Source organism: Alteribacter salitolerans, from assembly GCF_016901055.1.
In the GTDB taxonomy this organism is placed as follows: domain Bacteria; phylum Bacillota; class Bacilli; order Bacillales; family Salisediminibacteriaceae; genus Alteribacter; species Alteribacter keqinensis.
Genome location: NZ_JAFEUX010000003.1, coordinates 139,666 through 165,789 on the forward strand (window position 1 = coordinate 139,666; position 26,124 = coordinate 165,789).

A 26,124-nucleotide genomic window follows, 5' to 3' on the forward strand; every position below is an offset into this window, starting at 1 on the left:
GCGTGCTGCGCCTGCGGGGTCTCCCCGGAACACACTTTTCCCGCAGTAGTGTCGCACATTCGCTCCAATTACACTTTAATTCAACAAAATTTTGACACAGTTACTAATTTAAAGGGCGTCTGAAAAGGGTATTCTACCTTTTCAGACGCCCTCTTATCGTTATCGGAAGATAGACGTGCTTACTCCAAATCAAGCTTCCTTAACGGCTTGTCTGCAGGGCCTTCTATAACCTCTCCTTGAACATTGAACCTTGAGCCGTGGCAAGGGCAGTCCCACGTTCGGTCGCCGTCGTTCCATTCACATTCACATCCCATATGGGTACAAGTTGTATCCACTGCATGGAGGAGGCCGTCCGGATCTTTATAGGCTCCTGCACGCTTGCCTTTTACGGTGACAACACCGCCTTCATCACTCGCCAGATCCTCCGGTTTTCTGCGGACCATCTCCGCTTTTCCTTTCACAAAATACTTAGCTACGTTTGCATTCTCTTTTACGAACTCCTTAATACCCGGATCGGCTTTCATCCGATGGGGAGTGAACAATTCCCGGTACGTGTTTTCTTTTTCCAAAATGCCGTCCCGGATGATTTTTGCTGCAATGGTTCCGTTCGTCATACCCCACTTGTGAAAGCCGGTTGCAACAAAAATGTTTTTATGACGTTCGGTGATGTGGCCGATATACGGCAGTTTGTCCATCGTGATAAGGTCGTGAGTTGCCCAGCGGTAAAGGATTTCAGCATCGGGAAACATTTCGCGGCTGTAGGCTGCAAGTGCGTCGTAATGCTTCGACGTATCGATGCCCTGACCGGTTTTATGCTTCTCGCCTCCGATAATCATCAAATACCCGTCTTCTGCCGGTGTGCAGCGAATCGAACGCTTGGGATCCTCCGCATTAATATACATGCCTGAAGTAATTGGTTTGGATGTTTTCACGGCAAGAGAATATGACCTTTCTGCGTGCATCCGGGCGAAGTAAAAGCCCATTCCGTCATAGAAAGGGAAGTGAGAAGCAGCCACCACATGATCGCACGTGATTTCATGCCCTTCTCTCGTGATCACAGCAGGACGGTCACCGGTTTTGACATCACTGGCCGTTGTGTTTTCGTAAACCGTTCCTCCTGCTTTAATAAACGCATCTGTCAGGGCGTTAAGGTATTTCACAGGGTGAAACTGGGCCTGGTCACGCATCACAATCGCCGCTCTGGTGTAGAATGGCAAGGTTTTTTCATCGATCAGGCCACCGTTAATATCAAGCTGCTGGTAGGCTTCATCTTCTTTTTTTATCTTAAAAATTTCATCCGGGTCCTGTGTAAATACGAATGCATCTTCATGACTGAAATCACAGTCTATGGAAAGCTCATTAACCAGCTCTTCAATAAACTCGAGTCCTTCCTGGTTGGCATCATAGTAATGACGTGCTTTCTCTTTACCAAAATGGTTGATCAGCTCGTCATAAAACAGCCCGTGCTGAGACGTGATTTTAGCTGTAGTATGACCGGTTGTTCCGTTAATGAGCTTTCCAGCATCAATTAACACGACATTCTTTCCTTCTTTTTGCAGCAGGTATGCAGTTGTAATTCCTGCAATCCCTCCACCGACGACCGCAACGTCACAGTCTGTATTATCGGTAAGTGCAGGGTACTCAGTGGTTTCACTTTCCTTCCGCCAGAACGGCTCCGGGTATCTCGGCATGTGTTCGCTCATAATTGTTCAGCCTCCTCTTGTATACGAAGCCACTGAAAAAGTGAAAACCAACTTTCTCAGTGGCTTTTATTAAAGTGGCAATGGCTCCATCGGTTGCTCGCCTGTTACGAGAAACCCACTCATAACAGGCTTTTAAAACATGCAACCGCTCCGCTCATTGCTTAGAAGGCACTGAAAAAGTTAAAGGTCAAACTTTTTCAGTGCCTTCTATACACACATAACTTTTCCCAATCTATTTAAAACATGTATTTCCATAACCGGCCATCTTATGCTGAGGTGAGCGGGGGCCACGGAGACGGTAAAACCGATAAAATAAAAATAGGCTGTTCTGAAAAAGAATTAGGAATGATTTTAAAACCCTTCAATGAATTTCAGCTTTGTTGAACGGAATACGCTCTCTTTCCGCGGACTCGCGCCGAGCCTCCTCGGGGCTTGGCCCTTGTGGGGTCTCGTCTGTCTCGCACTTCCGCAGGAGTCTCGCGTATTCCGTTCAACTGCGCATGATGCGCTGTGAAAATCATAGGAAAAGGATAACTCAGCTGAAAAAGACAGCATTCCTATTTTCATGCACTATGGTTTGAATAAATTAGCATGAGTGTCGTGTTCATAAAGATTGTTGCTTTTGCTGACAAAGCCCCTTCAAATATGATTAGCTCGACTTTCCTGAAGTTCTCTGTTTTTACGACAATGTTCATTCTCTGTGTAAAGGAATTTCGCGCTTGCATGAAGAATGTATAAAAATAATAAGTCTTCTCAGTCATACCGTTACTCTAATCTCAAAAAATACAAGTGTAAAAAATTTCAAAAGAGGGAAAAGGATGGACACTGTGTTAATAACGTTTCCCCAGGGAGGAGATGGATGGGTGTTAAAGCAATATGATTCTAAGACCTTTTTTGATGAAATGATGGAGATGGACGGAAAGCCCAAGTCTCACTATGAGCAGTTTCATGATATTCTTAACCGTTTTTCGGTGGAGGATCTTCACGAAAAGAATGAAACAGCACAGCTCAGTTTCCTGCGACAGGGAATAACATTCACGGTTTACAGTGACAAAACAGGAACGGAACGGACTATGCCCTTTGATTTTATTCCTGTTATTATTCCGCCCGATCAGTGGGAGCAAATCGAGAAAGGGATGAAGCAGCGTGTGAAGGCGCTCAACCTGTTTCTTGAGGACATCTATAATGATCAGCAGATCCTTAAAGACGGATTGATTCCGAGAGAGCTGATTGAAGACAATCCTTATTACTATAAAGAACAGGCAACGGGGCTTAAAATCCCGAACGATAATCACATCTTTTTAGCCGGAATAGACCTAATCCGTGATCACAACGGAGAGTACCGGGTCCTTGAAGATAATCTGAGAAACCCGTCGGGGATGTCCTACGTATTTCAGAACCGTTTTGTTATGCGCCGTGTTTTTCCTGAATTCTTTAACAGTCATCAAATCTGCACCCTTGAACATCAATTGTCCAACCTCCATGAGGCTCTGTGCAGCCACGCTCCGGAAAACAGTGAGGACAAGGACCATCCGATTGCTGTCCTTCTTACACCTGGAAGTCACAATGCTGCTTATTATGACCATGTCTTTCTTGCCCAGCAAATGGGGATTGAGCTTGTGGAAGGGCGTGACCTGATCGTAAAAGACGATTGTGTATATATGAAAACGATCCGCGGACTTCACCGCGTTGATATTATTTACCGCCGTATAGACGATGATTTCCTCGATCCAAAAGCGTTTAATCCTGAATCTGTCCTCGGTGTGCCGGGGCTGCTTGAAGCATACAAAAAAGGAAATGTAGCGATTACGAACGGGATCGGAAACGGTGTGGCGGATGATAAAGCCATCTATGCATATGTTCCCGACATGATAAGGTACTACCTGGGTGAAGAACCACTTATTAAAAATGTTGAAACGTACTTTTTACGTGATAAAGAAGCCCGTGAGCATGTTCTTGAAAACCTGGAAGAGCTCGTTGTAAAAAATGTCGGTTCTTCAGGGGGCTATGATATGCTTATCGGACCTCACGCCACAAAAGCTGAAATCGAACTGTTCCGCGAAAAAATCATTCAGGAACCCGCGCAGTACATCGCCCAGCCGACAATCAAGCTGTCACGTGCACCTGCCTTCCAGAAAGAGCGTTTTTACCCTTGTCACGTGGATCTTCGCGTATTTGTTATGGGAGGAAAAGAGTTGAAGGTGCTCCCTGGCGGATTGTCCCGTGTGGCCTTAAAAGAAGGGTCGCTTGTGGTGAATTCCTCTCAAGGTGGAGGCGGCAAAGATACGTGGGTACTGAAACAAGGGAGTGATGATTCATGCTGAGCCGTGTTGCGGATTCGTTATACTGGATGGCAAGAAACATCGAACGTGCCGAAAACAACAGCAGAGTATTAAATGCAAGGTTAATCAATATGCTCGAAGCCTCTGATACCGATGCAGTTGCTGAACGTGACTGGGAAGAGGTTATTGAAATTTGTGCTTCCTTTTCTGATTACAAACAGGAATATTCTACCTTTAACCCGGATACAATTGTCCAGTACCTGGCATTTCAGGAGCAAAACCCGAACTCACTTGCCAACTGTATCGGCTATGCCCGGGATAATGCAAAATCAGCCCGTGAGATTATTCCTCATGAGCTGTGGGAGTGCTTAAACGAGTGCTACTGGAATAGCATTGACGTAGATCGTCAGTATTGGAATTTGAAAGAAGTGGATCACCTGCTACGGGAAATCAAGCTGATGTCCTTTACGACTCAGGGGGTTATTGAATCCTCCATGACCAGAGACGAAACCTATACCTTTATTCAGATCGGCAAGTGGCTTGAGCGGGCAGAAAAAACTGCGCGGATCCTGAACGTCATGTGTGAAAAAGCACGGAAAGAAGCAGAAAGCCCTGAAGCCCATCATTATTATTACTGGCTGGCAGCACTGCAGTTTGTGAATGGTCACGATGCTTATCTGAAAAAGTATCCACCGACCATTTCAGCTAAAGATGTCCTGGCCTTTTTAATCACTGATGGCACGTTCCCACGCTCCATTCAATACTGTGTAAACCACGTTTGGGATGCAGTTAAGGACATGGAAGGCGGGAAAGTGTCCCATTACTCGGAAGAGCTGTTTGATGCGATCGAACGGGTGAAGATTGAATTTGATGAAATGAAGATCAAAGATCTGCAAATGCACGAGCTTGGTGAATTTCTGGATCAGTTCCAAAATCACTGTAACAACATCGGACAGATTTTCTCAAAAACCTATTATTTGATTGAACCGGCTGATTCGTCAGTGGGGGTTATGACACAGTTCCAGAATTGAGAGGGGAAGGCAGGCATGAAATACCAGATCGAGCACACCAACATATTTCACTATGAGACGCCGGTAGACCAGAGTATGAACCACATCCGGTTAAAGCCGAGAACCGACGAGTGTCAGCGACTTTTATCGTACCGCTCTGAAATCAATCCAAGCTCGTTGACAAAAGAGCAAGTAGACCTCTGGGGGAATACGGTTGAAACGTTTTTTATTCCGGAAGTCCATGAAAATCTGGAAGTGAAAACGACGTCCATCGTGAGTATCCAGCGAAGTCCGTTTATCAAAATGGTCGATTATTCGACTGAGATGAGAAACATCTACCATTCGGACTTGTTCCGAAAGCATTATCTTGCTTATTTGAACGACACACCCTACACGTTCTTGTATAAAGAACAAGTAGATGAAATAGTGGCGGAAGTAGGCGACATTCACAATCCTGTACAATTCGCCATTGAAGTGATGCGCTATATCCATGAACGATTCTCGTATGACACGAATGTAACCAATGTAACTACAAAAGCGCACGAGTCGTTCCCTCTTAAAGCAGGTGTGTGTCAGGACTTCACGCATGTGATGCTGGGTGTTCTTCATGCCCGGCTCATTCCGGCCCGGTATGTTAGCGGCTATTTGTATGTTGGAGAGAATTCAGCACTGATTGGTGATGCAGCAACACATGCCTGGGTAGAAGTGATGGTACCGGGTATCGGCTGGTGCGGACTGGACCCGACAAACAATGTCGAGGCTCTTGAGCACCACATCCGCGTAGGTACAGGAAGGGATTATTCAGACCTGAGCCCGCTTCAGGGAGTGTATCGAGGCGGCCAGCATACCTTGACGGTAAACGTAAGCTGTACCCTTCTTGACTCTCAGTAACGACAAGGTTCTTAAAAAGCATCTGGCTTTTTAAGGACCTTTTTTCGTAGCCGGGTGATTCTGAACCGCGGTGCATAAACCGATATCAGGGACATACCTTCTTCATAGGAGGTGCCTGTCTTGTTCTTAAAAGGATTAAAGGAATTCGCAACAAGAGGCTCCGTGGTGGACATGGGGATCGGGATTATTATCGGTGCGGCCTTTGGGAAAATCGTCAGTTCTTTCGTTTCGGATATTGTCATGCCTCCTATAGGTCTTCTTCTCGGCCGTGTCGACTTTTCCAACCTCTATGTAAATCTGTCGGGAGGAAACTATCATTCACTGGCTGATGCTCAGGAAGCAGGAGCTGCGACAATTAACTACGGCGTGTTTATTGAAGCAGTCCTCCACTTCGTCATCATCGCATTTGCAGCGTATTTGCTAATTCTTCAGATGAACCGTTTAAAACGGCTTCCAAAAGAGGCAGGGCGGCAGAAAACGTGCCCTTTCTGCTTTTCGGATATCTCGCTTCGTGCCATGAGATGCCCCAATTGTACGAGTCATCTCGGTAAAGAAGAGGAGAACCGTCCTCAGCCGGGTTATCGCGTCAATATTCGCTAAAGCGATACTCAAGAGTAAATGGGCTTTTTGTTATAGTTAAAGGAAGGTAACAAGTTGGCAAGGAGGAAAACGAGTGAGTATGATCCAATCCATAAAGCCTGCGGGCGACCGTGCTGTCCGTATAGGCTTCAAAGAAGAAATATCAGATACCGTACACCAGCACATTCGGTCTTTTTGTGCTGTACTCGAAGAGGAAAACCACTCGGCCATCGCAGAATGGGTGCCAGCCTATACTTCGGTGACCGTTTTTTATAAACCAGAGCTCGTGAAGTACGATGAAATAGCCCTATGGCTTAACGGGTTATCGGAGCGGGCAGGGACCTCTGTGTCCCGTCCTGTCCGGGTCATTTCCGTTCCTGTCTTATACGGCGGCGAAAAGGGACCGGATCTTTCCCGCCTGGCAGCCCGCCATCAATTGGAGGAAGAGGAGGTAATCCGCCTCCATACTGAGCCGGATTATCTTGTTTATATGCTAGGGTTTGCACCGGGATTTCCATATCTGGGAGGTCTTTCAGATCGTCTTCATACCCCCCGGCTGGACAAGCCAAGGCAAAAAGTAAGTGCAGGATCAGTAGGGATTGCCGGGGAGCAGACAGGAATTTACCCTCTCGACTCACCAGGCGGATGGCAGCTGATCGGTCATACGCCGGCAAGGTTATTTGACCCTGATAAAGAAGATCCGTTTTTGTTCCGGGCAGGAGACCGGCTCCGCTTTTTTGCCGTGGAAAAAGAAGAGTACGAGGAACTTCTCGCACGCGCTGAAGATGGCAAAAGTGTCGTAAAGATAGAGACAGAGGAGGCGGACGCAAATGAGCATGCGAATTGATCTAAACAGTGATCTGGGAGAAAGCTTTGGAAACTATGTCTTCGGAAACGATGAAGGCATCCTCGAGCTTGTCAGTTCGGCGAACATTGCCTGCGGCTATCATGCAGGTGACCATAACGTGATGCAGCGCACGGTGAATCTGGCTGTACAGAATGGAGTTGGTATCGGGGCTCATCCAGGCCTGCCTGACCTCGCCGGCTTTGGAAGGCGTTATATTGAAGTAGACCCGGAAGACGTCTATAACATGGTCGTGTATCAGATTGGAGCTCTCCGGGCGTTCGTTGATCTGAAAGGAGCTCACATACAGCACGTAAAGCCTCACGGTGCTTTGTTCAATATGGCTGCCAAAGATCGTGCAGTAGCTGATGCAGTGGCTCGTGCAGTCAGCGATCTTGATCCGTCATTCATTTTATTTGGCCTTGCGGGAAGTGAGCTTGTGAAAGCAGGTAAAGAGCAGGGGCTCAATGTAGCGGAAGAAGTGTTCGCAGACCGCGCCTACCAGGCAGATGGCTCCCTCACCTCCAGAACAATCGCAGGTGCTGTGCTTCACGATGAGAATGTTGTGATTGAAAGGGCCGTACGAATGGTGCGGGAGGGCAAAGTTGAAGCCGTGGACGGTACGCTTGTGCCTGTTCAGGCAGACACCATTTGCGTGCACGGAGACGGTGCACAGGCACTGGTTTTTGTAAAACAGCTTCGGGAAGCATTTACCCAGGCGGGCATTGAGATAAAGCGGGTGAGTGACAAGTGACCAATCATCCAACAACAAAAAGCAAGGAAAATAATGGCGGGATTTCGGTTATCAAACCGGGACTTCTCACCACCGTTCAGGATCTCGGCAGGGAAGGTTATCAGCAATTCGGTCTCGGAACAAGCGGAGTGATGGACAGCTATGCTTTGCAGGTAGCCAATGTCCTCGTTGGAAACTGGCGCGACGAGGCGGCTCTTGAGATGACCGTTTCAGGCCCTGTTTTGAGAGCGGAAGAAGATATGGTTGTTGCTTTCACCGGTGGTAACATGAAGCCGGTCATTGCAGGAGAACCCGTCAGCATGTGGAAGAGCTATTACGTTCAGGCAGGTGACGAAATCCGTTTCGGTCATGCCGGGAACGGCGTTCGAACATACATGAGTGTTCGCGGCGGGATCGATGTTCCTGTTGTTATGGGCAGTAAAAGTACAGCTGTCCGGGCAGGAATAGGTGGATTTGAAGGCCGTGAACTGAGAAAAGACGACCGGCTGAAGGTCGGGAAAAGGACAGGAGATCTCGGTGTCCACGGAGGGCGCCAAGTGAAATCTGAGCATATTCCGGAGTACAGTAAGTCGGCTCGGGTACGGGTGATCATGGGTCCCCAGCAGGAAGCATTTGCTGATGAATCACTGGAGCGGTTTTTTCGTGAGGAGTACCGGGTCAGCCCCCAGTCTGACCGAATGGGCTGCCGTCTTGAGGGGGAGGTGCCTCTTTCCCACCGGGAGGAGACAGGTGCGGATATCTATTCCGACGCCATAGCCCCCGGGTCGATTCAAGTCCCTGGTGACGGTCAGCCCATCATTTTGCTTGCTGACCGCCAGACAACCGGCGGTTATGCGAAGATAGCCACGGTGATCAGTGTGGATTTGTGGAAAGTAGCCCAGCTTCCACCGGGCGGGACAATTACGTTTGAAACCGTTGACGTCGGGACGGCTCAAAAGCTGTGGCAGGAACAGGAAGATATCCTGATTCAGCTGTCGTCGTATGGACCGAGGTAGGTGAGTTATAGCTGTTGTGTGGATGTTGGGAATGCCTCTCTTTTCAGGGGGGCATTTTTGATGGGGTAATTTTCTTTGGCAACCCGGAGCACGTGCGTGGGGCGTGGGTGGGGGTATCAATTCTAACTGTAAAATAGAACGTGTTAAGTGTATAAAACGGAGTGAGAAGTGTAAAATACCGGGCGATAAGTGCAAAAAGCAGAGAACTAACCGTAAAATCGGTCTTGCAAAGTGTAATAACGGAGCAAGAAAATATGTATGATTGTTCAGGAAATCACCTCCAACCCACCCCTCCATCTATGCTAAACTATACTCAAATCACCCTAAAAACCAACATCCACAAGGAGGACATCCATTATGAAAATCCAACCTGTACAAACCAGCCATGCACCTGATGCCATAGGCCCGTACTCCCAAGCTGTGACAGTTAACGGCTTCGTTTACACATCCGGGCAGATCGGTCTTGACCCGGAAACGATGGAGATGGTGGCAGGCATTGAAGCTCAGACCCACCGCGTCATGAAAAACGTCAATGCGGTTCTCGAAGCAAGCGGAACTTCCCTCAAGCAGGCAGTTAAACTGACGATCTTCCTGCAGGACATGAACGACTTTGCTACGGTAAATGAGATTTATTCTTCATATTTGTCCGAGCCATACCCTGCAAGAAGCGCGGTGGAAGTGGCCAAGCTGCCAAAAGGGGCACTGGTGGAAATCGAAGCGGTTGCTATTAAGGAATAATTCTGTGACAAAACTCTGGGACGGAGAACAGATAGTAGGAGAGGGGGCGGCCGCTGACCTGATTGCCGGACAGTTCCCCGGGTTCATTCCAGTTACTGTCCGGAAACTTGATCAAGGGTTCGATAATACCGTCCACCTGGTCAACGGTACGTATGTGTTTCGTTTTCCAAGGCGTCAGGTTGCGACAGCCCTTTTGGACACAGAAGCGAGACTGCTGCCTGAACTTCCGACATTCGAAGGCATTGCTATTGCCCGTCCAGAATTTTTCGGGAAGCCCTCTCATGGCTATCCTTGGCCGTTTCTTGGCTATAAACACATTCCGGGTAAACAAGCGTATGATCTTTCAGAAAAAGAACGGGCTCATTCAGCCAGACCACTGGGTGAATTTCTTAAAAAACTCCATAATGTTGATGTGAAGCCCGAGTGGAAAGTACCGGAGGACTATCTGCACCGGACAGACATTCATAAGCGCCTGCCCAAACTCCACTCGTATATTCAAGACATCAAAGGAACCGGTGAAACAGCGCTATACCAAAAGCTTACCGGTTATGTGGAAACCATAGACACAAACGGCTTGACTGACTCCTATAAACCAACTCTTGTCCACGGAGATTTACATATCAAGAACGTACTGATTGACCCAAAAGAAAACCTTCTAAAAGGAATCATCGACTGGGGAGACGTTCATAAAGGAGATCCGGCCGTTGACTTGTCCTTTGCATACAGCTTTCTGCCTCCGGAAGCCAGACCGGCGTTTTTCCACGCCTACGGGGATGTCAGTCAGGCTGTAAAAGTAAAAGCGCAGTTTGTTTCCCTTTGCATTAGTACGCTTCTTTATCTGTACGGCTGTGATTACAAAGACTACAATCTTTCACACGCAGCCAGTCAGTCTGTTACCAGGGCACTAGTGATCTGACTTTTCACCCGGATCAAGGTAGTTCGAAGGCTTCATCCACCGGTCTTGGATTTGCTTTTCGAATACCTACGTGATATAGTGAAGAAGATTGAAAATCTGGATATCGAAAAACATTTTTTCCGGCCTCGTAAGGATTTTGGAGAAACATGGTTTTACGGTAATTCAGTTTTCACGAATTTTCTTTTCTTTTAAAGGAGGCCGTCAATTATGACAGGTAAAGTAAAATGGTTTAACTCAGAAAAAGGTTTCGGTTTTATCGAGCGTGAAGACGGAGACGACGTTTTCGTACACTTCTCTGCGATCCAATCTGAAGGTTTCAAGAGTCTTGAAGAAGGTCAAGACGTTGAATTTGAAATCGTTGAAGGCGACCGCGGACCACAAGCAGCAAACGTTGTACGTCTGTAATTTAACTCGATTCCAATAGGAATGAACGGGCATATTCCAACGTATCAGGAATATGCCCTTTTTAGTGCTTACGGGGGCCACCCCCGGGGCAGTATATATAATAACGGCTCCGCCATTGATACAGCCTGGTTTTGCCCGGGTTTTCTTTATGCCTTTGTTATAGAAGGTCTCATTTAAAGTGAAAATAGAGGATAGATTACGCTCATCCTGAACATAAATGGATAATAATAGAAGTCTCCATGATAGTTGTTACTAGAAAGACGGGGGACAGATTATCCCTTGTTCATTTTGAACACGCGTGAACGTGGAGAGCTGTTGATTATATAAATTTAAAAATAAAGGAGTTCGGTTTTTTTGGCAGTTTTTGCAGAATTAGATATTCATCCGATGATTTTAAAGTCTTTAGATCAAATGGGGTTTGAAGAAGCTACCCCGATTCAAAAGCAGGTGCTTCCGATTGCCAAGGCTGGAAGAGACGTTCTTGGTCAAGCACAAACAGGTACAGGTAAAACGGCAGCATTCGGTATCCCGTTAATAGAAAAGATGGAACAAGAAGCGCGGCACCCACAAGGGATCGTTCTTGCGCCTACACGTGAACTTGCGATTCAAGTAGCTGAAGAGCTTAACAAAATCGGTCGTTACAGCAACGTTCGCTGTTTACCAATTTACGGCGGACAAGAAATTGGCCGTCAAATTCGCGGGTTGAAGAAAAACCCGCAAATTATTGTTGCAACACCGGGTCGTCTTCAAGACCACATGAGAAGAAAAACCATTTCTCTTAGCAACATTAACACTGTTGTGTTGGATGAAGCTGACGAAATGCTAAGCATGGGATTTGTTGAGGAAATTGAGGAGATTCTTGAAAGCGTGCCGGACGAGCGCCAGACATTGCTTTTCTCTGCTACAATGCCTCCGCGCCTGCAGACGATTTTGAACAAGCACATGAACAACCCTGAGCAAATCAAGGTTAAAGCGAAGGAAATGACGGTATCGAATATTGACCAGCGTTACGTAGAAGTACAGGAACGCCAAAAGTTCGATACACTTTGCCGTTTGATCGATATTCATTCTCCGGAACTTGCCATCATTTTCGGTCGTACAAAGCGTCGTGTAGACGAGCTGTCTGACGCACTTTTCCAACGTGGTTATGAAGTAGAAGGGATCCACGGTGACCTTCCGCAAAACAAGCGTGACAAAGTGATTCAGAAGTTTAAACAAAAGCGCATTGAAATTCTTGTAGCGACAGACGTTGCTGCTCGTGGACTTGATGTTAGCGGCGTATCTCACGTATTTAACTTTGACTTGCCACAAGATCCTGAGAGCTACGTTCACCGTATTGGACGTACAGGTCGTGCCGGTAAACACGGTATGGCATTCTCATTTGCAACACCACGTGAGAAAGAGCATATCAATATCATCGAGAAAACAACGAAGAAGAAGATGACGGTTGAGAAAGCACCAACTCTTCAAGATGCCAGTGTCGGCCGTCAGCAGCAGGCAGCAGAGCAGCTCCTTGAAGTCGTAACGGGCGGCGATTACGCAGACCTTACGGATAAAGCAGAAGAGCTTCTTGAAAACTACGATGCCGTTACATTGGTTGCAGCAGCCCTTAAAACGGTAAGCAAAGAGTCATCCAATGAAGTGAAAATCACCTTGACCAGTGAGCCGCCTGTACGCATTAAGCGTGGCTCCGGACCTAAAGGCAAAGGTGGCGGCGGCTACCGTGGAGGAAACAAAGGCGGCAACCGCAGTAATGACCGTCATCGTTCCGGTGGAGGGAAAGATCAGCGCCGCGGCGGAGGAAACCGTCCTGAAGGCAAAAAAGAATTCTCTTTTTCCGGAAAGCGCCGTAAAAAATAGTGAAGATAAGCCATGGACTTTATATAGGTCCATGGCTTTTATTATAATGGATGTGTTAAAGGTCATTGTTGACCTTTAACAATGTTGATGATGCGCGGCACTCCTGCGGGAGCTGGAGGCTCACCGGCGCCCCTGAGTGCAATAAGCGTAAACCAACTATAATAAGTCCAGGTGAAAACGGGTATATGAATAAGATAATGAGAATGGAAATGAGGGAGCTTACATGCTTGAACAAATCTTATCTGACATTGTCGTCAGTTTTATTGTCGTTGCCGTCCTGTTCCTGGGGGTTCTTTTGATCAGCAACTGGGTGTTTTTAAACCGGTTCAGAGAGGACGTCCTCTATTTGAAAAAAGGACAGGATGAGGAAGGGGAGAAAAAGGCGGAGGAACTGCCAAAGGCTCTTGTTACGTACCTTTCAAAAGTGAACATCGCCTCACAAATGGATCTTAAACAGGCTTTCATCACGTATGAAGGGTTCCACCGTGTGAAACAAAAAGGACCGCTCGTTCCTGTAAAAGGGGAGCAGTTCTTTTTAACCGACCGGCCTGCCTACATGTGGATGGGATTTTCAAAGCTGAACCCGGTTATCCGCATGAGCAGCCTGGAAAAATTAAAACCGGAAGAAGGAAGTTCTTTTACCCGTCTGTGGTCCGTATTTCCGGTTAACAAAGCATCGGGGCCGCAAGTGATAAAAAACCACAGATTCCGTTATGCTGCAGAGATGGCCTGGTTTCCTCAATCCTTTGTTCATAACAACTCGTTGATTTGGACGGAAAGCGGGGAAAGGGAAGTGAAGGGAGAGTTTCACGGAGTTGAACCGTTGAGCTATACGCTCACCTTTAATGAAGAAGGTCTCATTGAGCAAGTACAGGCAGAAGAAAGAGTCAGAGATGGTCAAAAAGAACGGTGGACTGTTCATTATTCAAATTACAAAGCAAATCAGGATAACGTACTTGTCCCGTACCGCGTTGATACGTTTTGGAACACAGCCAACGGAGACGTTCACGACTCGAGAATCTTCTTAAAGACTGTGCATTACGAATAAAAAAGACCAGACAGCCTTTAGGAGGCTGTCTGGCTTTTTAATGAGTTGGCGGTTTGCTAAAGGTGGCGGCTTAATTTTATCATGGGTTTGTGTTAGGGGAGGGTGGATTTTGTCGAAAAATGACTAATTCTCTTTAAAGTGTCCAAAGTTCTGCATAAAAGGTCAGAAGTTCTCCATAAATCGTCCAAAAGTCTGCATAAAAGAGCAAAGTTCTCCATAAAACGGCCAAAGTTCTGCATAAAGAATTTCAGAGTCTCAGAAATCAGCCTCAGAGTCACCCAAATTCGTCCCAACTACTTCCTAACATCCCGAAAGCATCCATAAACAGCCAGAAAATCTGCCTTACCTGAAAAAAACCGCCCCTCTCAAAAAAGAAAAGGGCGGTTCTGTAATGGTTAAGTCATATCTTCGGGAGAAATAGCTTCTGTTGCATTCATTGACTCATGAGCATCCTCGATGGCCTGCTGAAAATAGCGGTTTCCCATCGCTTATTGCTCCTATATCTCTCGTACTTTATACTCTTTATCGTATTTTACAACCTGCCAATTTTTTAATTCCGGGTAATCTTCCAAATCTCTTCAAGGACAGGCATTTCCCTCTTTTCTTCATCCGTAACCCGGTCCCAGACAATTCCCTTAGGCTTTTCGTATGGTGTGTTTGTAGCAAACACCTCATGTTCCGTAGCGATGTAATCCACTGCAAGGTCATATTCGTCCCTGGGAATATCATCTTTTACAAGCTGAACAGCATTGACGGTTCCGATCACAGGGATTTCAGGGTTGCCCAATTCCCGGAGAATGGCGTATTCGCGGTCCGCATAGCCTTCTCCTTTTCCGAGGCGGCGTCCGTCGCGGTGAAGAGCGACAGATCCGACTACGAGGAGGTCGATTGGAGGCAAGGCGTCAAGGGGAGTTACTTTTCCATAGCTGTTCATATGTTTCAAGCTTGCCGCTTTCCGTTCTTCCCCCGGAGGTACGTGAGCCGGATCGATTATAACAAATCCGTCCTTCAGGCGGGGAGTAGGGATGAGCAGTGTCTTTCCATCCTTTAGTACCTGTGCGCGTATCGGCAGCTGCGGTGAGTCGGGATTAACTTTTACAACCTTTGCATTTTTATATACGTCGAGGCCGAACACATGTCTGGCAGCCGCTTCAGCCCCTTTAAAATTAGGTATTCTTCCTCTTAACGGGAAAGGAAAGCGTCCGACTTTTTCCTGTTCCATTGTCTCCCATACAGTTTCGCGTATTTCATGTTTTGATTTTGTCACTGTTATCCTCTCCCATAACATAGGTTGTCTTTCTGTAGTATACGATGTCCATTGGGAAAATCAAACATTGTTTCACGTGAAACGACAAAAGAGCCGAAAGGGAGTGACCTTTCGACTCTCAGGTTTCTATACCTCTGACGGATCTTTTACAGTAAAGGACGGCAGGGGATCGTGAAATTCAGACCAGTCCTGTTTCATTTCTTCATCGGTAAGGACGCATTCGTCCAGGGACCGGCTTACTTTATCATCGTCCATCTCGATGCCGATAAAAACAATCTCATTGGCGCGGTCACCGTAAGGCTCTTCCCATCCCTTTTTCAACTCAGGGTCCTGGGCAAATAACTGTTGCTGTTCTTCTTCTGGATAAGAAGCGATCCAGTCCCCGGCTGCGGAAATGGTGATGGACCCGCCAGCCTGGGAGAGAAGACCCGCCATGTCATTGCGTGTGGCAGCCCAGAAAAATCCTTTCGCGCGAATCACGTCTTCCGGCCAGTTTTCCAGCCAGTTCATGAGGCGCTCGGGGTGGAAAGGGCGTCGTTTCCGGTAAACAAACGAAGAGATACCGTATTCGTCCGTTTCAGGTATGTGTTCTTCATTGAGTTCTTTAATCCATCCTGCGCTGTGGCTTGCCTTTTCAAAATCAAAGCTTTTCGTATCAAGAACCTCCGTAAGAGGGACATTGCCAAAAGAAGAGCTTATGATTTTGGCATCAGGGTTCAGCTTTGTCAGAACAGCTTTCAGCTGAGTGGCATCCTCTTTACTTATTTTGTCTGTTTTGTTTAATACAATCACATTGGCAAACTCAACCTGGTCAATTAACAGGTCCACAACATCTCGATGATCTGTTTCATCTACACCTTCGCCTCGTTCCACCAGGGTATCGCCGCTCGCATAATCGTTCCAAAAAGAATAAGCATCAACAACGGTCACCATTGTATCAAGTCTGGAGATGGCCGTGAGATCCACATTCATGTCTTCATCCATATACGTAAACGTCTGGGCAACGGGAACGGGTTCGCTTATCCCTGTTGACTCAATGACGAGGTAATCAATATCTCCTGCCTGAATCAGCTTTTCAACTTCAAGAATCAAGTCTTCCCGGAGAGTACAGCAGATACATCCGTTTTGCATTTCTACGAGCTTTTCTTCCGTCCGGGAGAATCCTCCCTGATTAATCAGATCACCGTCAATGTTGATTTCGCTCATATCATTGACGATAACGGCAACTCTTTTATTATCCCTGTTGGCTAAAATATGGTTCAGTAATGTTGTTTTACCTGCTCCGAGAAAACCGCTTAAAACCGTAACAGGTACTCTTATCTTTGTCATTGGATCATCTCCTTGAAATGGTTGATAAACAAAATCATTACGATCTATAGTGCGTGCTGAACGATACGGCCGGCACCTCGTCTGGCACCGGATATATTTCTGGCAGTAGGGCCGAGCTCGAGCTCCGCCAATCCGCCCATCAGATAGAGGTGATCACACCACTCAAGACTTTCAGAAACGACAGGATAACCGCACTCAGCGCACTTGAGCTTATGGTCTTTTATCAGAGGTTCAAGCCAGTTCATACCCGGTGCTTCCTGTATAAAACCGGTAGCCAGAATAACAGTACGGGTCTGATGAAGGACGTTGTTATCCCCGTATAAAGTAATAAGGCCGTCTGAGGTTTGTGCTGCATGTGTAATGTCTCCATGGTTAATCTTAAGTCTGCCGGAACGTTCCAGATGCAGAAGGTTCATGTGCAGCTCCTGAGGAATCGATCCCCGGTGTCTGGCCTGACGAATGATCCGGCGTCGCTTGGCGAGATCATTGACTTTTTGAAACCGGCTCATGTTTTTAGGACCCATCCATCCTGAATCGCTGTCGAACTCATGAATACGGAAGGGGTGGCGTTTAAGAAGGGTAACATTACCGGGCTCTTGACCGGCCAGTTTTACAGCAAGGTGTGCTGCGGTAATCCCGCCGCCGACAATGGTAACCGGCCCTTTTATGGAATCCGTGTCCAGATCTCTGTCAAATACATGGGCAACAGCGGAAGGGGAGTCACTTCTGATCTCTTTTGCCCACTCAGGCCAATATGGCTGTTCGCCAAGCCCGATAGCAGCGACGACGTGTCTGGAGTCTATCAGTCTTCCATCAGATAAGCGGAGCTGCCAGTGGTTACGGACTTTTCTTATCCCCGAGACACGGCTTTTAATCCAACTCTGGTTCAGGCCACGGTCTGTAAGAACAGTATCTGAATGAGCATTAAACATTTGAAGAAGCGGGCGTTTCCGCCTTCCGAAAAACGGCTTTACAAACTCTTCTTTTTTCGCATAGGAATCAAGAGAGAAGGGGGATTGCGCAAGGTGATGAACGAAGGGCGATCTCAGGTAATCCATTCCTATTTTAGACGTGCAGTGTTTCCAGTTTGCCAAAGGCTCTTCATTAGGGTCAATCACGGCAATCTGAGCAGGTTCTACACCGGAATCAGTAAGGAAACTGGCCATAACAGCTCCTTGTATGCCGCCCCCGATAATCGTCCAATTAAACACATCACACACCTCCACAATGTTGTAAAGCGAAATTATTACGATTTAAAGTGTACGTTACTCTGTTGTTTTTTGCAATAGAAGAAAGCTAAAAACGTCCGGAAGAGTAACTCCCCCGAACGTTTTGACCTATTAATTAAACAATGTCAATGTTTTCATAAGGCGTACAGCAGCTTCATAAAGGAGCGGTTCTCCGTTTATCATGGCTTCTTCAAGTGCCATCGGGCCGGTTGCGAGTGGGTGAATCACGCTCACGCCGTACTTCTCGAGCTCCTCGCTCCCTTTACCGATGGTACCTGCAAAGGCAACCAGTGGTATACCATGACGTTTGGCGAGCTTTCCAAGGCCGACAGGCACCTTTCCAAACAGCGATTGTCCATCTACTTTTCCCTCACCTGTAATAATCAGATCAACAGAAGGGAGGAGTTCCTCAAGTCTGCTCTCTTCAACAACCAATTCGAGGCCAGGTTTGAATGTGACATCCAATAAGGAATGAAGCAAGTAACCGATTCCCCCGGCAGCTCCACTCCCGGGTGTCTGTATTTCATTACGGCCTGTGTGGTTTGATACTACGGTGGAGAAGTGTCTCATGCCATCTTCAAACCGTTCCAGAAGTTCCGGTGTGACCCCTTTTTGAGGACCGAAAACAGAGATGGCACCATTTGGGCCGAGCAGAGGGTTTGTTACGTCAGACGCGACTATGATCGTAACATCATGAAGCCTCTTGTCTAAATCAGAGGTGTCCAGGCCGGCGATTTGTTTCAGGTTCCCTCCAGGGTACTCAATCACTTCACCGCTTTTGTCGTAAACACGCAGGCCAAGCGCCTGAAACAGGCCGACACCTCCATCGACCGTTGCACTGCCTCCAAGTCCCAAAATGATCGTCTCAGCCCCCACATCCAGTGCTTCTTTTATTAATTCACCTGTTCCATAGGTGGAACAGGTGTGGGGGGCAAGCTCTTCTGGCTTTAGTAAGGGCAGGCCTGAGGCGGCGGCAGTCTCGATGACTGCCGTTTTTTTGTCTGGAATCCATCCGAAGTCTGCGTTAACTGGACGAAACAGGGGATCCTGTACTTTTTTCGTGATTCGTTCTCCACCGGTGGCCGTCATGATGGCATCTACCGTTCCTTCTCCTCCGTCTGCCATTGGAAAAGACCGGGTTACTGTGCCGGGAGAAACAGATTGTATGGCTTTCTCTATTGTTTTAGCGGCCTGAACGCTGGAGATCGAGCCCTTAAATGAATCGGGGGCAATCAGTATGTGCATCTCTAATCACTTCCTGTCTCTTTAATGAGTGTATTGCTTTTGAAAATCTGGGTTATTCTTTCACCCAGATGTATTGGTAAGGAGTGAGTGTTACTGCTTTCACGGAACTTTCTCCTGTGAACAGGTTGGTACCTGCCTCTGGAAGGTCGATAGAAACGTGTTCACTGGTTACGTTAACAACAGCATAGACAGTGTCACCTGTTTGTGTATTTGTACGTTTCAAAGCAAACACAGAAGCACCGAGATCGAGAACCTGCTGGTTGGCATATGGAGAAAAAGCAGGTTCATTTTGGCGGATGCGTACAAGCTCCTGCATTCCTTCGAAAATGGATTTACGGTAGGAATCTGCTTTTAATTCGTCGGAAATTCTGCTGTATTCAAGCTTTTCTCTGTTTATACGGCGGTTGATTCCTGAAGCTTCAAGTCCCGCGTAGTCATTTTTGGAGCCCAGAAGCGAGTGGTAATAAATCGCAGGTACTCCCATAAAGGAGATAAGAACGGAGTGGGCTGCAAGGGACTTCTTTACAGCTTCTTCATCAGATTCCCCATCTCCTTTATTGACCAGAGCTTCAGAGTAATTAATGTTCAGCTCGTATACGGACTGAGAACCGTCAGGGTTACTTTTAAACGAAACGCGGCCCCCGTTCTCCTGAACTTTATCAACGAGCATCTGTTTGTCTTCCTCGGAAAGAATACCTTCTGTCGGGCGCATGCCGATGCCATCATGGCTTGCGAGGAAATTAAAGTAGGTTGCTTCGTCAGAAACCTTCCCGATTGTTTTTGCCCATTCTGTCAATTTTGTGCTGTCGTGTGTTGTGAGTGTATACAGCATAAGGGGCGGGAGAGAGAACTGATAAACCATGTGCGCTTCGTTTTCCCCGTCACCAAAGTAGCTGATATTTTCTTTATGAGGGACGTTTGTTTCAGTGATGATCTGTGTTCCTTCTTTGAAGTAATCAAGAACAAGGTGCCACAGCTCTATAATAGCGTGTGTTTCCGGAAGATGGATACTTGTTGTTCCCGAGCGTTTCCACAGGAAGCCGATGGCATCCAGTCTGATACTTGTGCCTCCTTTTTGTGCGTACTCAAGCAGAATGTCCGTAAGCTCCAAAAGAACAGGGAAGTGGCGGACATTCACATCAACCTGGTCTTCACTGAACGTGGTCCAGGCTGTTTTAATTCCGTTTTTCCCCTCATACTCATGATAGAGAGGAGAGGTGCGGGGTCTGACTACATGGCTTGTATCAAAGCTTTCATCTTTTGGAATGAAGTAGTCTCTGTATTTCGGGTCATCGTTCAAATAGCCCTTAAACCATTCGGAAGATTTCGAGATGTGATTAGCGACAAAATCGAACATGAGACGGTAGTCTTCCGACAAAGCTTCAATGTGTTCCCAGTTTCCCAGTTCAGGATTGATCTCGCGATAATCCGTAACAGAAAAGCCGTCATCTGACGTGTAAGGAAACATAGGCAGTAAATGAACGTCGGTGATCGTTTCACCGATATTATTTTTCAGGAATTTGTGAAGAGTTTCCAGCGTAGGTCTTCCGTTTTCATAAAAGCTGTCTCCGTAAGTAATCATATAAACGTTTCGCTCGGAAATAGGGCGGGGCTGTTCAAAGTTCCTGGATTCCCAGCTGGAAACAAGGTCCTTCATGCCTTCCATATACGACTTTTCGTATTCGTCCCCGTATATAAACCGGAGCTTTTCTTCTATCTGTGAAAGAAGGGTTTGTTTATCCACTGCTATCATCCTTTTTTATACTGAATTTCCGCTTAAACGGCGGCGCGTAAGGTAAAGGGAGGAGGGGTAACCCAAAAGGCTGGTTAACCTCTGAATTACCCCCTGGTTTTCGTTTTTAAGAAATGGATGGCATATCTTTCATTAATACTGTGAATACGTTAAGGTGCAAAACAACATGCTCATGAAAGTTCGTGTTCCATAAATAACCTTTCAAACATAAGAAATGGAGCGAAAGGCGGCGACTCCTGCGGGAACAGCATCGTCTGAAGACCCCGCAGGGTGGTTTTCCCGAGGAGCTGAAGCGGTGCCCGCGGAAAGCGTCCGCCTGTAGCGTAATTTCCCTTGTGAGGGTAACAACCTTTAAGAAAAGAGCATCATCTTAACCGTTACATATCCCCGTGCAGGAACGTCAATAGACCGGCCGGTTACTTTCTTTTGTTCTTTTTCATTAAGATCACAGACAATCAGCTCGCCCTGGAAGTCTTCGCATGTTGTCTGAAGAGGCTGATCGGTTGGGTTAAATAACCGGACCATCACGCCATCCTGGTCGTGACCGAGCTTACACATACTCATTTTCACTTTTTCATTGGTGAAGGAGAACAAAGAGTATTCCGGTGCAATCCCTGTTAATGGATATGGAATCTCAAACCGTTCAAGACGCTCTTCAAACGTGTTAAGTGACTGCTTCTGATACGTATCGTATCTTTTAGTGTATTCATCAGCAAGAGAGAACAACGTATTTGGATCATGGGTTTCGCTTTCGAACACATAAGCATATTCAAAAGTGAGATCCTGCTGCATTTGTGCATCCGGTGTGTAAACCACCTTATTATTTATTCCGGAAGCACGCCCCGGACGCCAGGCAAGATCGTCCCTCCCCAGAAGACCCACAGAGCGGAAAAGGGTGAGTGAAAGAGCAGAGTCTTCCTCTGTGACCTGGTATTCTTTCAGTCCTTTTGTAATAACAGCAGCCATGCCGTTACCATTGGCTACCCCTGCAAAGTTTTCAAGAGGGTAGATGGAAACCGGTGCTTCCGCATAGCCTTTTTCTTTCCAGTTGCTAAAATGCGGATTCTGTACAGGACGTTCTATTAAGCTGAATCCCTGATCCGCAAAGGAGTGGGAAGGGTTGTCCGCCCCCGTGGCAAGATTAACCCGGACCCGGTGGTCTTTTATCTGGTTGTTGATACGGTGAACAATCCTTACGTACGATTCGCCCTGACACAATGTAAGGGTTGTAGTGATCGAAAGAAGGGACGTTTCTTTATTTGATTTTCGTTCATCAAGGTTTGCTGGTACAGAGCGCGCATGCTTAACGGTCATCGTCTGACTGTGAGGTCCTGCTTCCACACCTGCAAGTGTCCCTTCCGTCAGCCAGTAAGCTTCATCACCTTCCAAAGGTGAATAGTCATACGAATCGCCTGCGTCGGCTCTGTTTTCAAAAGTGAGCAGGTTTTCGATTTGTTTACCCGACCGTTTATCTGTAAGGGTAAGCCGGCCGTTTTTGAATGTAATGAGAAGATTGTCATTCTCAATTTGCTCTTTGTTTGCCGGTTCTTTTAGACCGAGGTCACCGTTTTCTTCTTCAATAATGAATGTTTGATAGCCTATCGCCGGGATCTTCGTATTTGTAAGTGTCACTTCACTGCGGTAGTAGCCCGGCTCTTCCACTTGTTTTTCCCCTTCAGCAGTGACAACGATCTTTGTTCCGCCGCTGATGTAGGACTGGGAAGTGAGCTCTGCAGGAATAACATCGCCATCACGGGTTTTCACGGAGAACACTTTTTCCCTGGTGAAAATAACGGATTCTGCGGCTTTTTCAGCTGCAGCCGGAGTGAAGTTGAATACCGTTAAAAGATTGTCGCGGCCGATTTCGCAACTGACGGCTTCGGTAATTTGTTTCTTTTTTAAGTTGATGAGTCCGTCACAGATCCGTTCAACTTTCTCCAGACGCACCATAATATCGTTATTCGTATCGTCTGAATTACAGCCGCCGATCGAGTCGTGGGCGTGAACATCGAACAGCTTTTTCCACATTTCGTCCATCCATGCCTGAGGGTAGCTCAGACCGAGAGACTTTCCGATGACACTTAACGGCTCAAGGATGGTGAGAAGCTTGTTTTCTACACGGTAATTCAGCTGTTTAATGTCGTAGCGCTGAGACCGGATGGTGTTATGAATCCGGGACTTCTGGGAAGCAATCAGTTCGCCTTTAATTTGATTTTCGAACGCGTTTTCATCTGACCACGCTGCCTCCATGAAAGATTCATAGTCGCTCAGTACATACTCCCGCTCCGGGTCTTTCTCATTTAGCCTGCGGACTGTTTCAGGGAAATGTCTGCGAACGAGAACCTGATCTCCTCCGGATGGAAGGAGGACATTAGATGTACCATCATTTAAATCACTGAGCTTTTCAAGGATGGGTACAAGCCGTTCGTTAAAATAATCATCTTCATCTGATAAAAACTTACCCGGGCCGTACCCGTAGTACATGTTGTTTGTTTTGACTGATTCGCCATCAGGTGAAGTCCAGTGGAAATTCATACTTCCTTTCAGCTCATCTGTATAAACCCCGCGCTGCAAAATGCTGTAGTCAAGACCGAACCCTCTGAAAATCGATGGAAGGTATGCATTCTGGCCGAAGATATCGGGAAGGTAGCCGATATTCATGTTGTGACCGTAATCCTCTGCGATACGGGTACCGTAGAGGAGGTTGCGGATCATGGACTCTTTGTTTACAAGAAGGGAGTCCGTCTGGGTATACCAGGGTCCGATAAACAGCCGCTTTTCTTTTACCAGTCTTGACACACGTTCTTTTTCATTGGGACGTCTGGCAATATATTCATCGATAACAGAAGCCTGGCCGTCAAACATATATGCGTGGTATTCAGGGTCCTCATCAAGTACATTTAGCAGGTAGTCCATATTTTCAATTAATAACACATTGGAATCTTCTATTGTAAAGTACCATTCGCGGTCCCAGTGGGAGTGAGGGACCACGAATACGGTTTGTTTTTTTGATGACATGTAACATGCCTCCTGAAGTCTGTTTTAAATCTTGCTGCTTAAGCTGATTTGCGTTCGTTGCGTACCATCAGGGCATAGCGGACAAAGATATTGGCAAAAGCAATGAAAAATGCACCGACAGCGAGTCCGATAAAGTAAGCCCAGAAGCTTTCTACCAGTGGCCAGCCCCATACTGCCGGAAGCGGATACCATTGAACAGCCCCGAGGAATACGGCCGTACAAGCTCCGATCACAGCCCCGAGGATGTTAATCGGAATGGTGATCAGCGGGTTTCGGAGCATAAATGGAATGGCTCCTTCACTGATGGCAATAAAACCAAGCAGCAGTGACGTTTTACCTGCCACATAAAGGTTGGCGTCAAAGACACGGCGGCCAACGGTATAACGGTCAAGAAGAGTAGCCAGTCCAAGACCGATTGGTGGAATAACAATTGCAAGAACGCGTGGTGTTAACGGGAAAATCTGATCTGCTGCAAGACCGATGGCAATGGCACCGGCTGCCTTGTTTACAGGTCCGCCTAAGTCAAACGCTGTGGCAGAAGCGATAATGGCTGATAATACCAGTGTTCCAGAGCCCTGTGCAGACTCAATCAGGTTTGTGATCCCCGCATTTAAAGCCCCGAATACAGGGTCTACGAAATAAAAGTTGATCAGGAAAATAGACAATACACTCACTGCAGGAATGATGAGCATCGGCTTCATGGCCTGCAGGTTTTTATGAAGTTTAATTTTTTCATTCAGAAACTTTGCAGTGTAACCGGCGACAAGACCGAGAAACAGCGCTCCTAAAAATCCGGATTCAACGGCTCCTTCAACACCCCAGTACTGGAAGTGCATGCCTGTTGCAAAAGCACCGCCGATAAAACCGGCTACAATACCGGGACGGTTGGCAATAGAGAAGGCGAGAAACGCTGCAAAAACAGGATACATAAACTGAAATATTAAAGCACCAAATTTATCAAGGTGATGCAGTAACACGAATAGCGGGTTTTCATGAGTGGCAAAGCTCGGCTCATGAATGTCGTTCACAAGTCCAAACGGCATAGCCCCGAGTTTTGCAATTCCAATCATTAAACCGGCAGAGACAATGACGGGAATCATGTACGAGATACCCGTTAGGATCCCTTGTCCCATTTCCTTCAAGAGGCTGGTCTTTTCTCCGTTACCGGCACTGCTGCCTTCATCGCCTTCCACCTGAACGGTTCCATCAGGACTGTTTAATGCTTTATCAATAAGTTCAGGTCCTTTTTTAAGGGGTTCAGCAACCCGGGTCTGAACATAAGGCAACCCGTTGAAGCGCTCTTTTCCCCGGGGGGTAATGTCTGTAGCGAAAATGACGGCATCTGCTTCTTTAATGTCCTGTGCAGTCAGACCATCTTCAATTCCGTTGGCACCTTGCTTTTCCACTTTTACCTGGATACCATTTTCACGACCGGCTTTTTCAAGGGCTTCTGCTGCCATGTATGTGTGGGCAATCCCTGCTGCACAAGCAGTAATCGCAACCACTTTTTTGCCGGTTACCGGTTGTTGTGGAGCCTCCGTGTCAGCAGCTTTGTCTGCATCAAGGGCTTCAAGAAACTCAGAGGCGTTTTTAGCATTGAAAAGGTTTGCATAATATTCCTCATTCATGAGACGGGTGCTGAGTTCTGAAAGAATCTTCAGGTGTGTCGATCCGCCTTCAGATTCAGGAATCGCCAGAAGGAAAACGAGCTCTACCTTGTTGTCTGGGTCAATACTTTCCCAGTCTGAGAGAGGACGGTTCAGTCGCGCAACGGCAAAAGCCGCTTTCTTTACAAAAGGTGATTTACCGTGGGGGATGGCCAGGCCTTTCTCCATGCCCGTGGCTGAGACTTCTTCACGCTCGTAAACGGTATTCAGGAAATCCTGCCTGGATGTTAAAATACCTTCTTCATCAAGGGCATTTACCAGTTCTTCAAGTACTTGCTGTTTCGTTGACCAGTTCACATCAAAAAAGATAAGGTTTTCCGATGTTTGAGAACGTAGTTCCATGTTGGTCACTCCTTTTCTATCGTTGAATTTAAATGGTAGGGTCGATGTGGTTTCATCACTGAAAGTTGTCCAGTGCTTAAGTAAAACGCTTACACATTATTTGTAACATGAGATACAGCGGTGTGAATGTACAGTCACTGTATATATGTACAGTCTGTAATTTACGCTTATTTGTACTATAATAAACAGGACTGCTGTTATTGAGGCGGTGTTATCCGGAGGTGCTGACTTTCGGCCCCTCACAGAAAC

20 protein-coding genes are annotated in these 26,124 nt (G+C 46.9%); 12 read left to right on the forward strand and 8 right to left on the reverse strand.

The window, feature by feature from the left end:
* Positions 1-179 precede the first annotated feature (179 nt).
* Positions 180-1,706, reverse strand: a complete 1,527-nt coding sequence (locus tag JSY36_RS06895; protein WP_122899803.1) for an FAD-dependent oxidoreductase — start codon at positions 1,704-1,706, stop codon at positions 180-182.
* An 899-nt stretch (positions 1,707-2,605) separates the two neighbouring features.
* Between JSY36_RS06895 and JSY36_RS06900 the strand changes: the two genes are divergently transcribed.
* From JSY36_RS06900 to JSY36_RS06955, 12 genes are all read left to right on the forward strand, one after another.
* Positions 2,606-4,027: a circularly permuted type 2 ATP-grasp protein gene (locus tag JSY36_RS06900; protein WP_236784672.1), complete on the forward strand. Its 1,422-nt coding sequence runs from the start codon at positions 2,606-2,608 to the stop codon at positions 4,025-4,027.
* Positions 4,021-5,016, forward strand: coding sequence for an alpha-E domain-containing protein (locus tag JSY36_RS06905; protein WP_205165827.1), 996 nt, complete (start codon positions 4,021-4,023; stop codon positions 5,014-5,016). The genes JSY36_RS06900 and JSY36_RS06905 overlap by 7 nt, the downstream gene beginning before the upstream one ends.
* Before the next feature lie 15 nt (positions 5,017-5,031).
* Positions 5,032-5,886, forward strand: a complete 855-nt coding sequence (locus JSY36_RS06910) for a transglutaminase family protein (RefSeq protein WP_205165828.1) — start codon at positions 5,032-5,034, stop codon at positions 5,884-5,886.
* Positions 5,887-6,006: 120 nt separating this feature from the next.
* On the forward strand, positions 6,007-6,486 hold the full coding sequence (gene mscL / locus JSY36_RS06915) for a large conductance mechanosensitive channel protein MscL (protein ID WP_205165829.1): 480 nt from the start codon (positions 6,007-6,009) through the stop codon (positions 6,484-6,486).
* A gap of 79 nt (positions 6,487-6,565) precedes the next feature.
* Positions 6,566-7,312 carry a 5-oxoprolinase subunit PxpB gene (pxpB, locus tag JSY36_RS06920; RefSeq protein WP_205166063.1) on the forward strand — a complete coding sequence of 249 codons (747 nt, stop codon included), beginning with the start codon at positions 6,566-6,568 and terminating at the stop codon, positions 7,310-7,312.
* Positions 7,296-8,063, forward strand: a complete 768-nt coding sequence (locus JSY36_RS06925) for a LamB/YcsF family protein (RefSeq protein WP_205165830.1) — start codon at positions 7,296-7,298, stop codon at positions 8,061-8,063. Before pxpB ends, JSY36_RS06925 begins: the two co-directional genes overlap by 17 nt.
* Positions 8,060-9,058 (forward strand): 5-oxoprolinase subunit C family protein, encoded by a 999-nt coding sequence (locus tag JSY36_RS06930; RefSeq protein WP_336511453.1) that lies wholly within the window; start codon positions 8,060-8,062, stop codon positions 9,056-9,058. The genes JSY36_RS06925 and JSY36_RS06930 overlap by 4 nt, the downstream gene beginning before the upstream one ends.
* 357 nt (positions 9,059-9,415) lie before the next feature.
* Positions 9,416-9,796 carry a RidA family protein gene (locus JSY36_RS06935; RefSeq protein WP_205165831.1) on the forward strand — a complete coding sequence of 127 codons (381 nt, stop codon included), beginning with the start codon at positions 9,416-9,418 and terminating at the stop codon, positions 9,794-9,796.
* A gap of 4 nt (positions 9,797-9,800) precedes the next feature.
* Positions 9,801-10,712 carry a phosphotransferase gene (locus JSY36_RS06940; RefSeq protein ID WP_205165832.1) on the forward strand — a complete coding sequence of 304 codons (912 nt, stop codon included), beginning with the start codon at positions 9,801-9,803 and terminating at the stop codon, positions 10,710-10,712.
* Positions 10,713-10,916: 204 nt separating this feature from the next.
* The gene (locus JSY36_RS06945) at positions 10,917-11,117 is read left to right on the forward strand and encodes a cold shock domain-containing protein (protein ID WP_183163903.1); all 201 of its coding nucleotides are present in this window, start codon (positions 10,917-10,919) and stop codon (positions 11,115-11,117) included.
* Positions 11,118-11,471: 354 nt separating this feature from the next.
* Positions 11,472-12,977, forward strand: a complete 1,506-nt coding sequence (gene cshA / locus JSY36_RS06950; RefSeq protein ID WP_272873269.1) for a degradosome RNA helicase CshA — start codon at positions 11,472-11,474, stop codon at positions 12,975-12,977.
* Positions 12,978-13,200: 223 nt separating this feature from the next.
* Positions 13,201-14,025: a DUF6544 family protein gene (locus JSY36_RS06955; RefSeq protein ID WP_205165833.1), complete on the forward strand. Its 825-nt coding sequence runs from the start codon at positions 13,201-13,203 to the stop codon at positions 14,023-14,025.
* 550 nt (positions 14,026-14,575) lie between these two features.
* Here the strand turns inward: JSY36_RS06955 and JSY36_RS06960 are convergent.
* The 7 genes from JSY36_RS06960 to JSY36_RS06990 all read right to left on the reverse strand — a co-directional run bounded on the left by JSY36_RS06960 (position 14,576) and on the right by JSY36_RS06990 (position 25,875).
* Positions 14,576-15,292 carry a 5-formyltetrahydrofolate cyclo-ligase gene (locus tag JSY36_RS06960; protein ID WP_283234592.1) on the reverse strand — a complete coding sequence of 239 codons (717 nt, stop codon included), beginning with the start codon at positions 15,290-15,292 and terminating at the stop codon, positions 14,576-14,578.
* A gap of 126 nt (positions 15,293-15,418) precedes the next feature.
* Positions 15,419-16,621 (reverse strand): GTP-binding protein, encoded by a 1,203-nt coding sequence (locus JSY36_RS06965; protein ID WP_122899786.1) that lies wholly within the window; start codon positions 16,619-16,621, stop codon positions 15,419-15,421.
* A gap of 44 nt (positions 16,622-16,665) precedes the next feature.
* The gene (locus JSY36_RS06970; protein ID WP_205165834.1) at positions 16,666-17,832 is read right to left on the reverse strand and encodes an FAD/NAD(P)-binding protein; all 1,167 of its coding nucleotides are present in this window, start codon (positions 17,830-17,832) and stop codon (positions 16,666-16,668) included.
* Positions 17,833-17,961: 129 nt separating this feature from the next.
* A complete protein-coding gene (locus tag JSY36_RS06975) occupies positions 17,962-19,095 on the reverse strand; it encodes a glycerate kinase (RefSeq protein WP_205165835.1) in 1,134 nt (377 codons plus the stop codon).
* Positions 19,096-19,147: 52 nt separating this feature from the next.
* Complete coding sequence (locus tag JSY36_RS06980) at positions 19,148-20,839, reverse strand: alpha-amylase family glycosyl hydrolase (RefSeq protein ID WP_336511454.1); 1,692 nt, start codon at positions 20,837-20,839, stop codon at positions 19,148-19,150.
* A 360-nt stretch (positions 20,840-21,199) separates the two neighbouring features.
* Entirely contained in the window at positions 21,200-23,866 is a 2,667-nt protein-coding gene (locus JSY36_RS06985; RefSeq protein WP_205165837.1) for a glycoside hydrolase family 38 N-terminal domain-containing protein, read from the reverse strand.
* A gap of 38 nt (positions 23,867-23,904) precedes the next feature.
* Positions 23,905-25,875, reverse strand: a complete 1,971-nt coding sequence (locus tag JSY36_RS06990) for a fructose-specific PTS transporter subunit EIIC (RefSeq protein ID WP_205165838.1) — start codon at positions 25,873-25,875, stop codon at positions 23,905-23,907.
* Positions 25,876-26,124: the final 249 nt, after the last annotated feature.

Coding starts and splice junctions, on each gene's coding strand:
- JSY36_RS06900 (WP_236784672.1), top strand. CDS start 2,606: ATGATGGAGATGGACGGAAAGCCCAAGTCTCACTATGAGCAGTTTCAT.
- JSY36_RS06905 (WP_205165827.1), top strand. CDS start 4,021: ATGCTGAGCCGTGTTGCGGATTCGTTATACTGGATGGCAAGAAACATC.
- JSY36_RS06910 (WP_205165828.1), top strand. CDS start 5,032: ATGAAATACCAGATCGAGCACACCAACATATTTCACTATGAGACGCCG.
- pxpB (WP_205166063.1), top strand. CDS start 6,566: ATGATCCAATCCATAAAGCCTGCGGGCGACCGTGCTGTCCGTATAGGC.
- JSY36_RS06925 (WP_205165830.1), top strand. CDS start 7,296: ATGAGCATGCGAATTGATCTAAACAGTGATCTGGGAGAAAGCTTTGGA.
- JSY36_RS06935 (WP_205165831.1), top strand. CDS start 9,416: ATGAAAATCCAACCTGTACAAACCAGCCATGCACCTGATGCCATAGGC.
- JSY36_RS06955 (WP_205165833.1), top strand. CDS start 13,201: ATGCTTGAACAAATCTTATCTGACATTGTCGTCAGTTTTATTGTCGTT.
- JSY36_RS06965 (WP_122899786.1), bottom strand. CDS start 16,621: ATGACAAAGATAAGAGTACCTGTTACGGTTTTAAGCGGTTTTCTCGGA.
- JSY36_RS06975 (WP_205165835.1), bottom strand. CDS start 19,095: ATGCACATACTGATTGCCCCCGATTCATTTAAGGGCTCGATCTCCAGC.
- JSY36_RS06985 (WP_205165837.1), bottom strand. CDS start 23,866: ATGTCATCAAAAAAACAAACCGTATTCGTGGTCCCTCACTCCCACTGG.
- JSY36_RS06990 (WP_205165838.1), bottom strand. CDS start 25,875: ATGGAACTACGTTCTCAAACATCGGAAAACCTTATCTTTTTTGATGTG.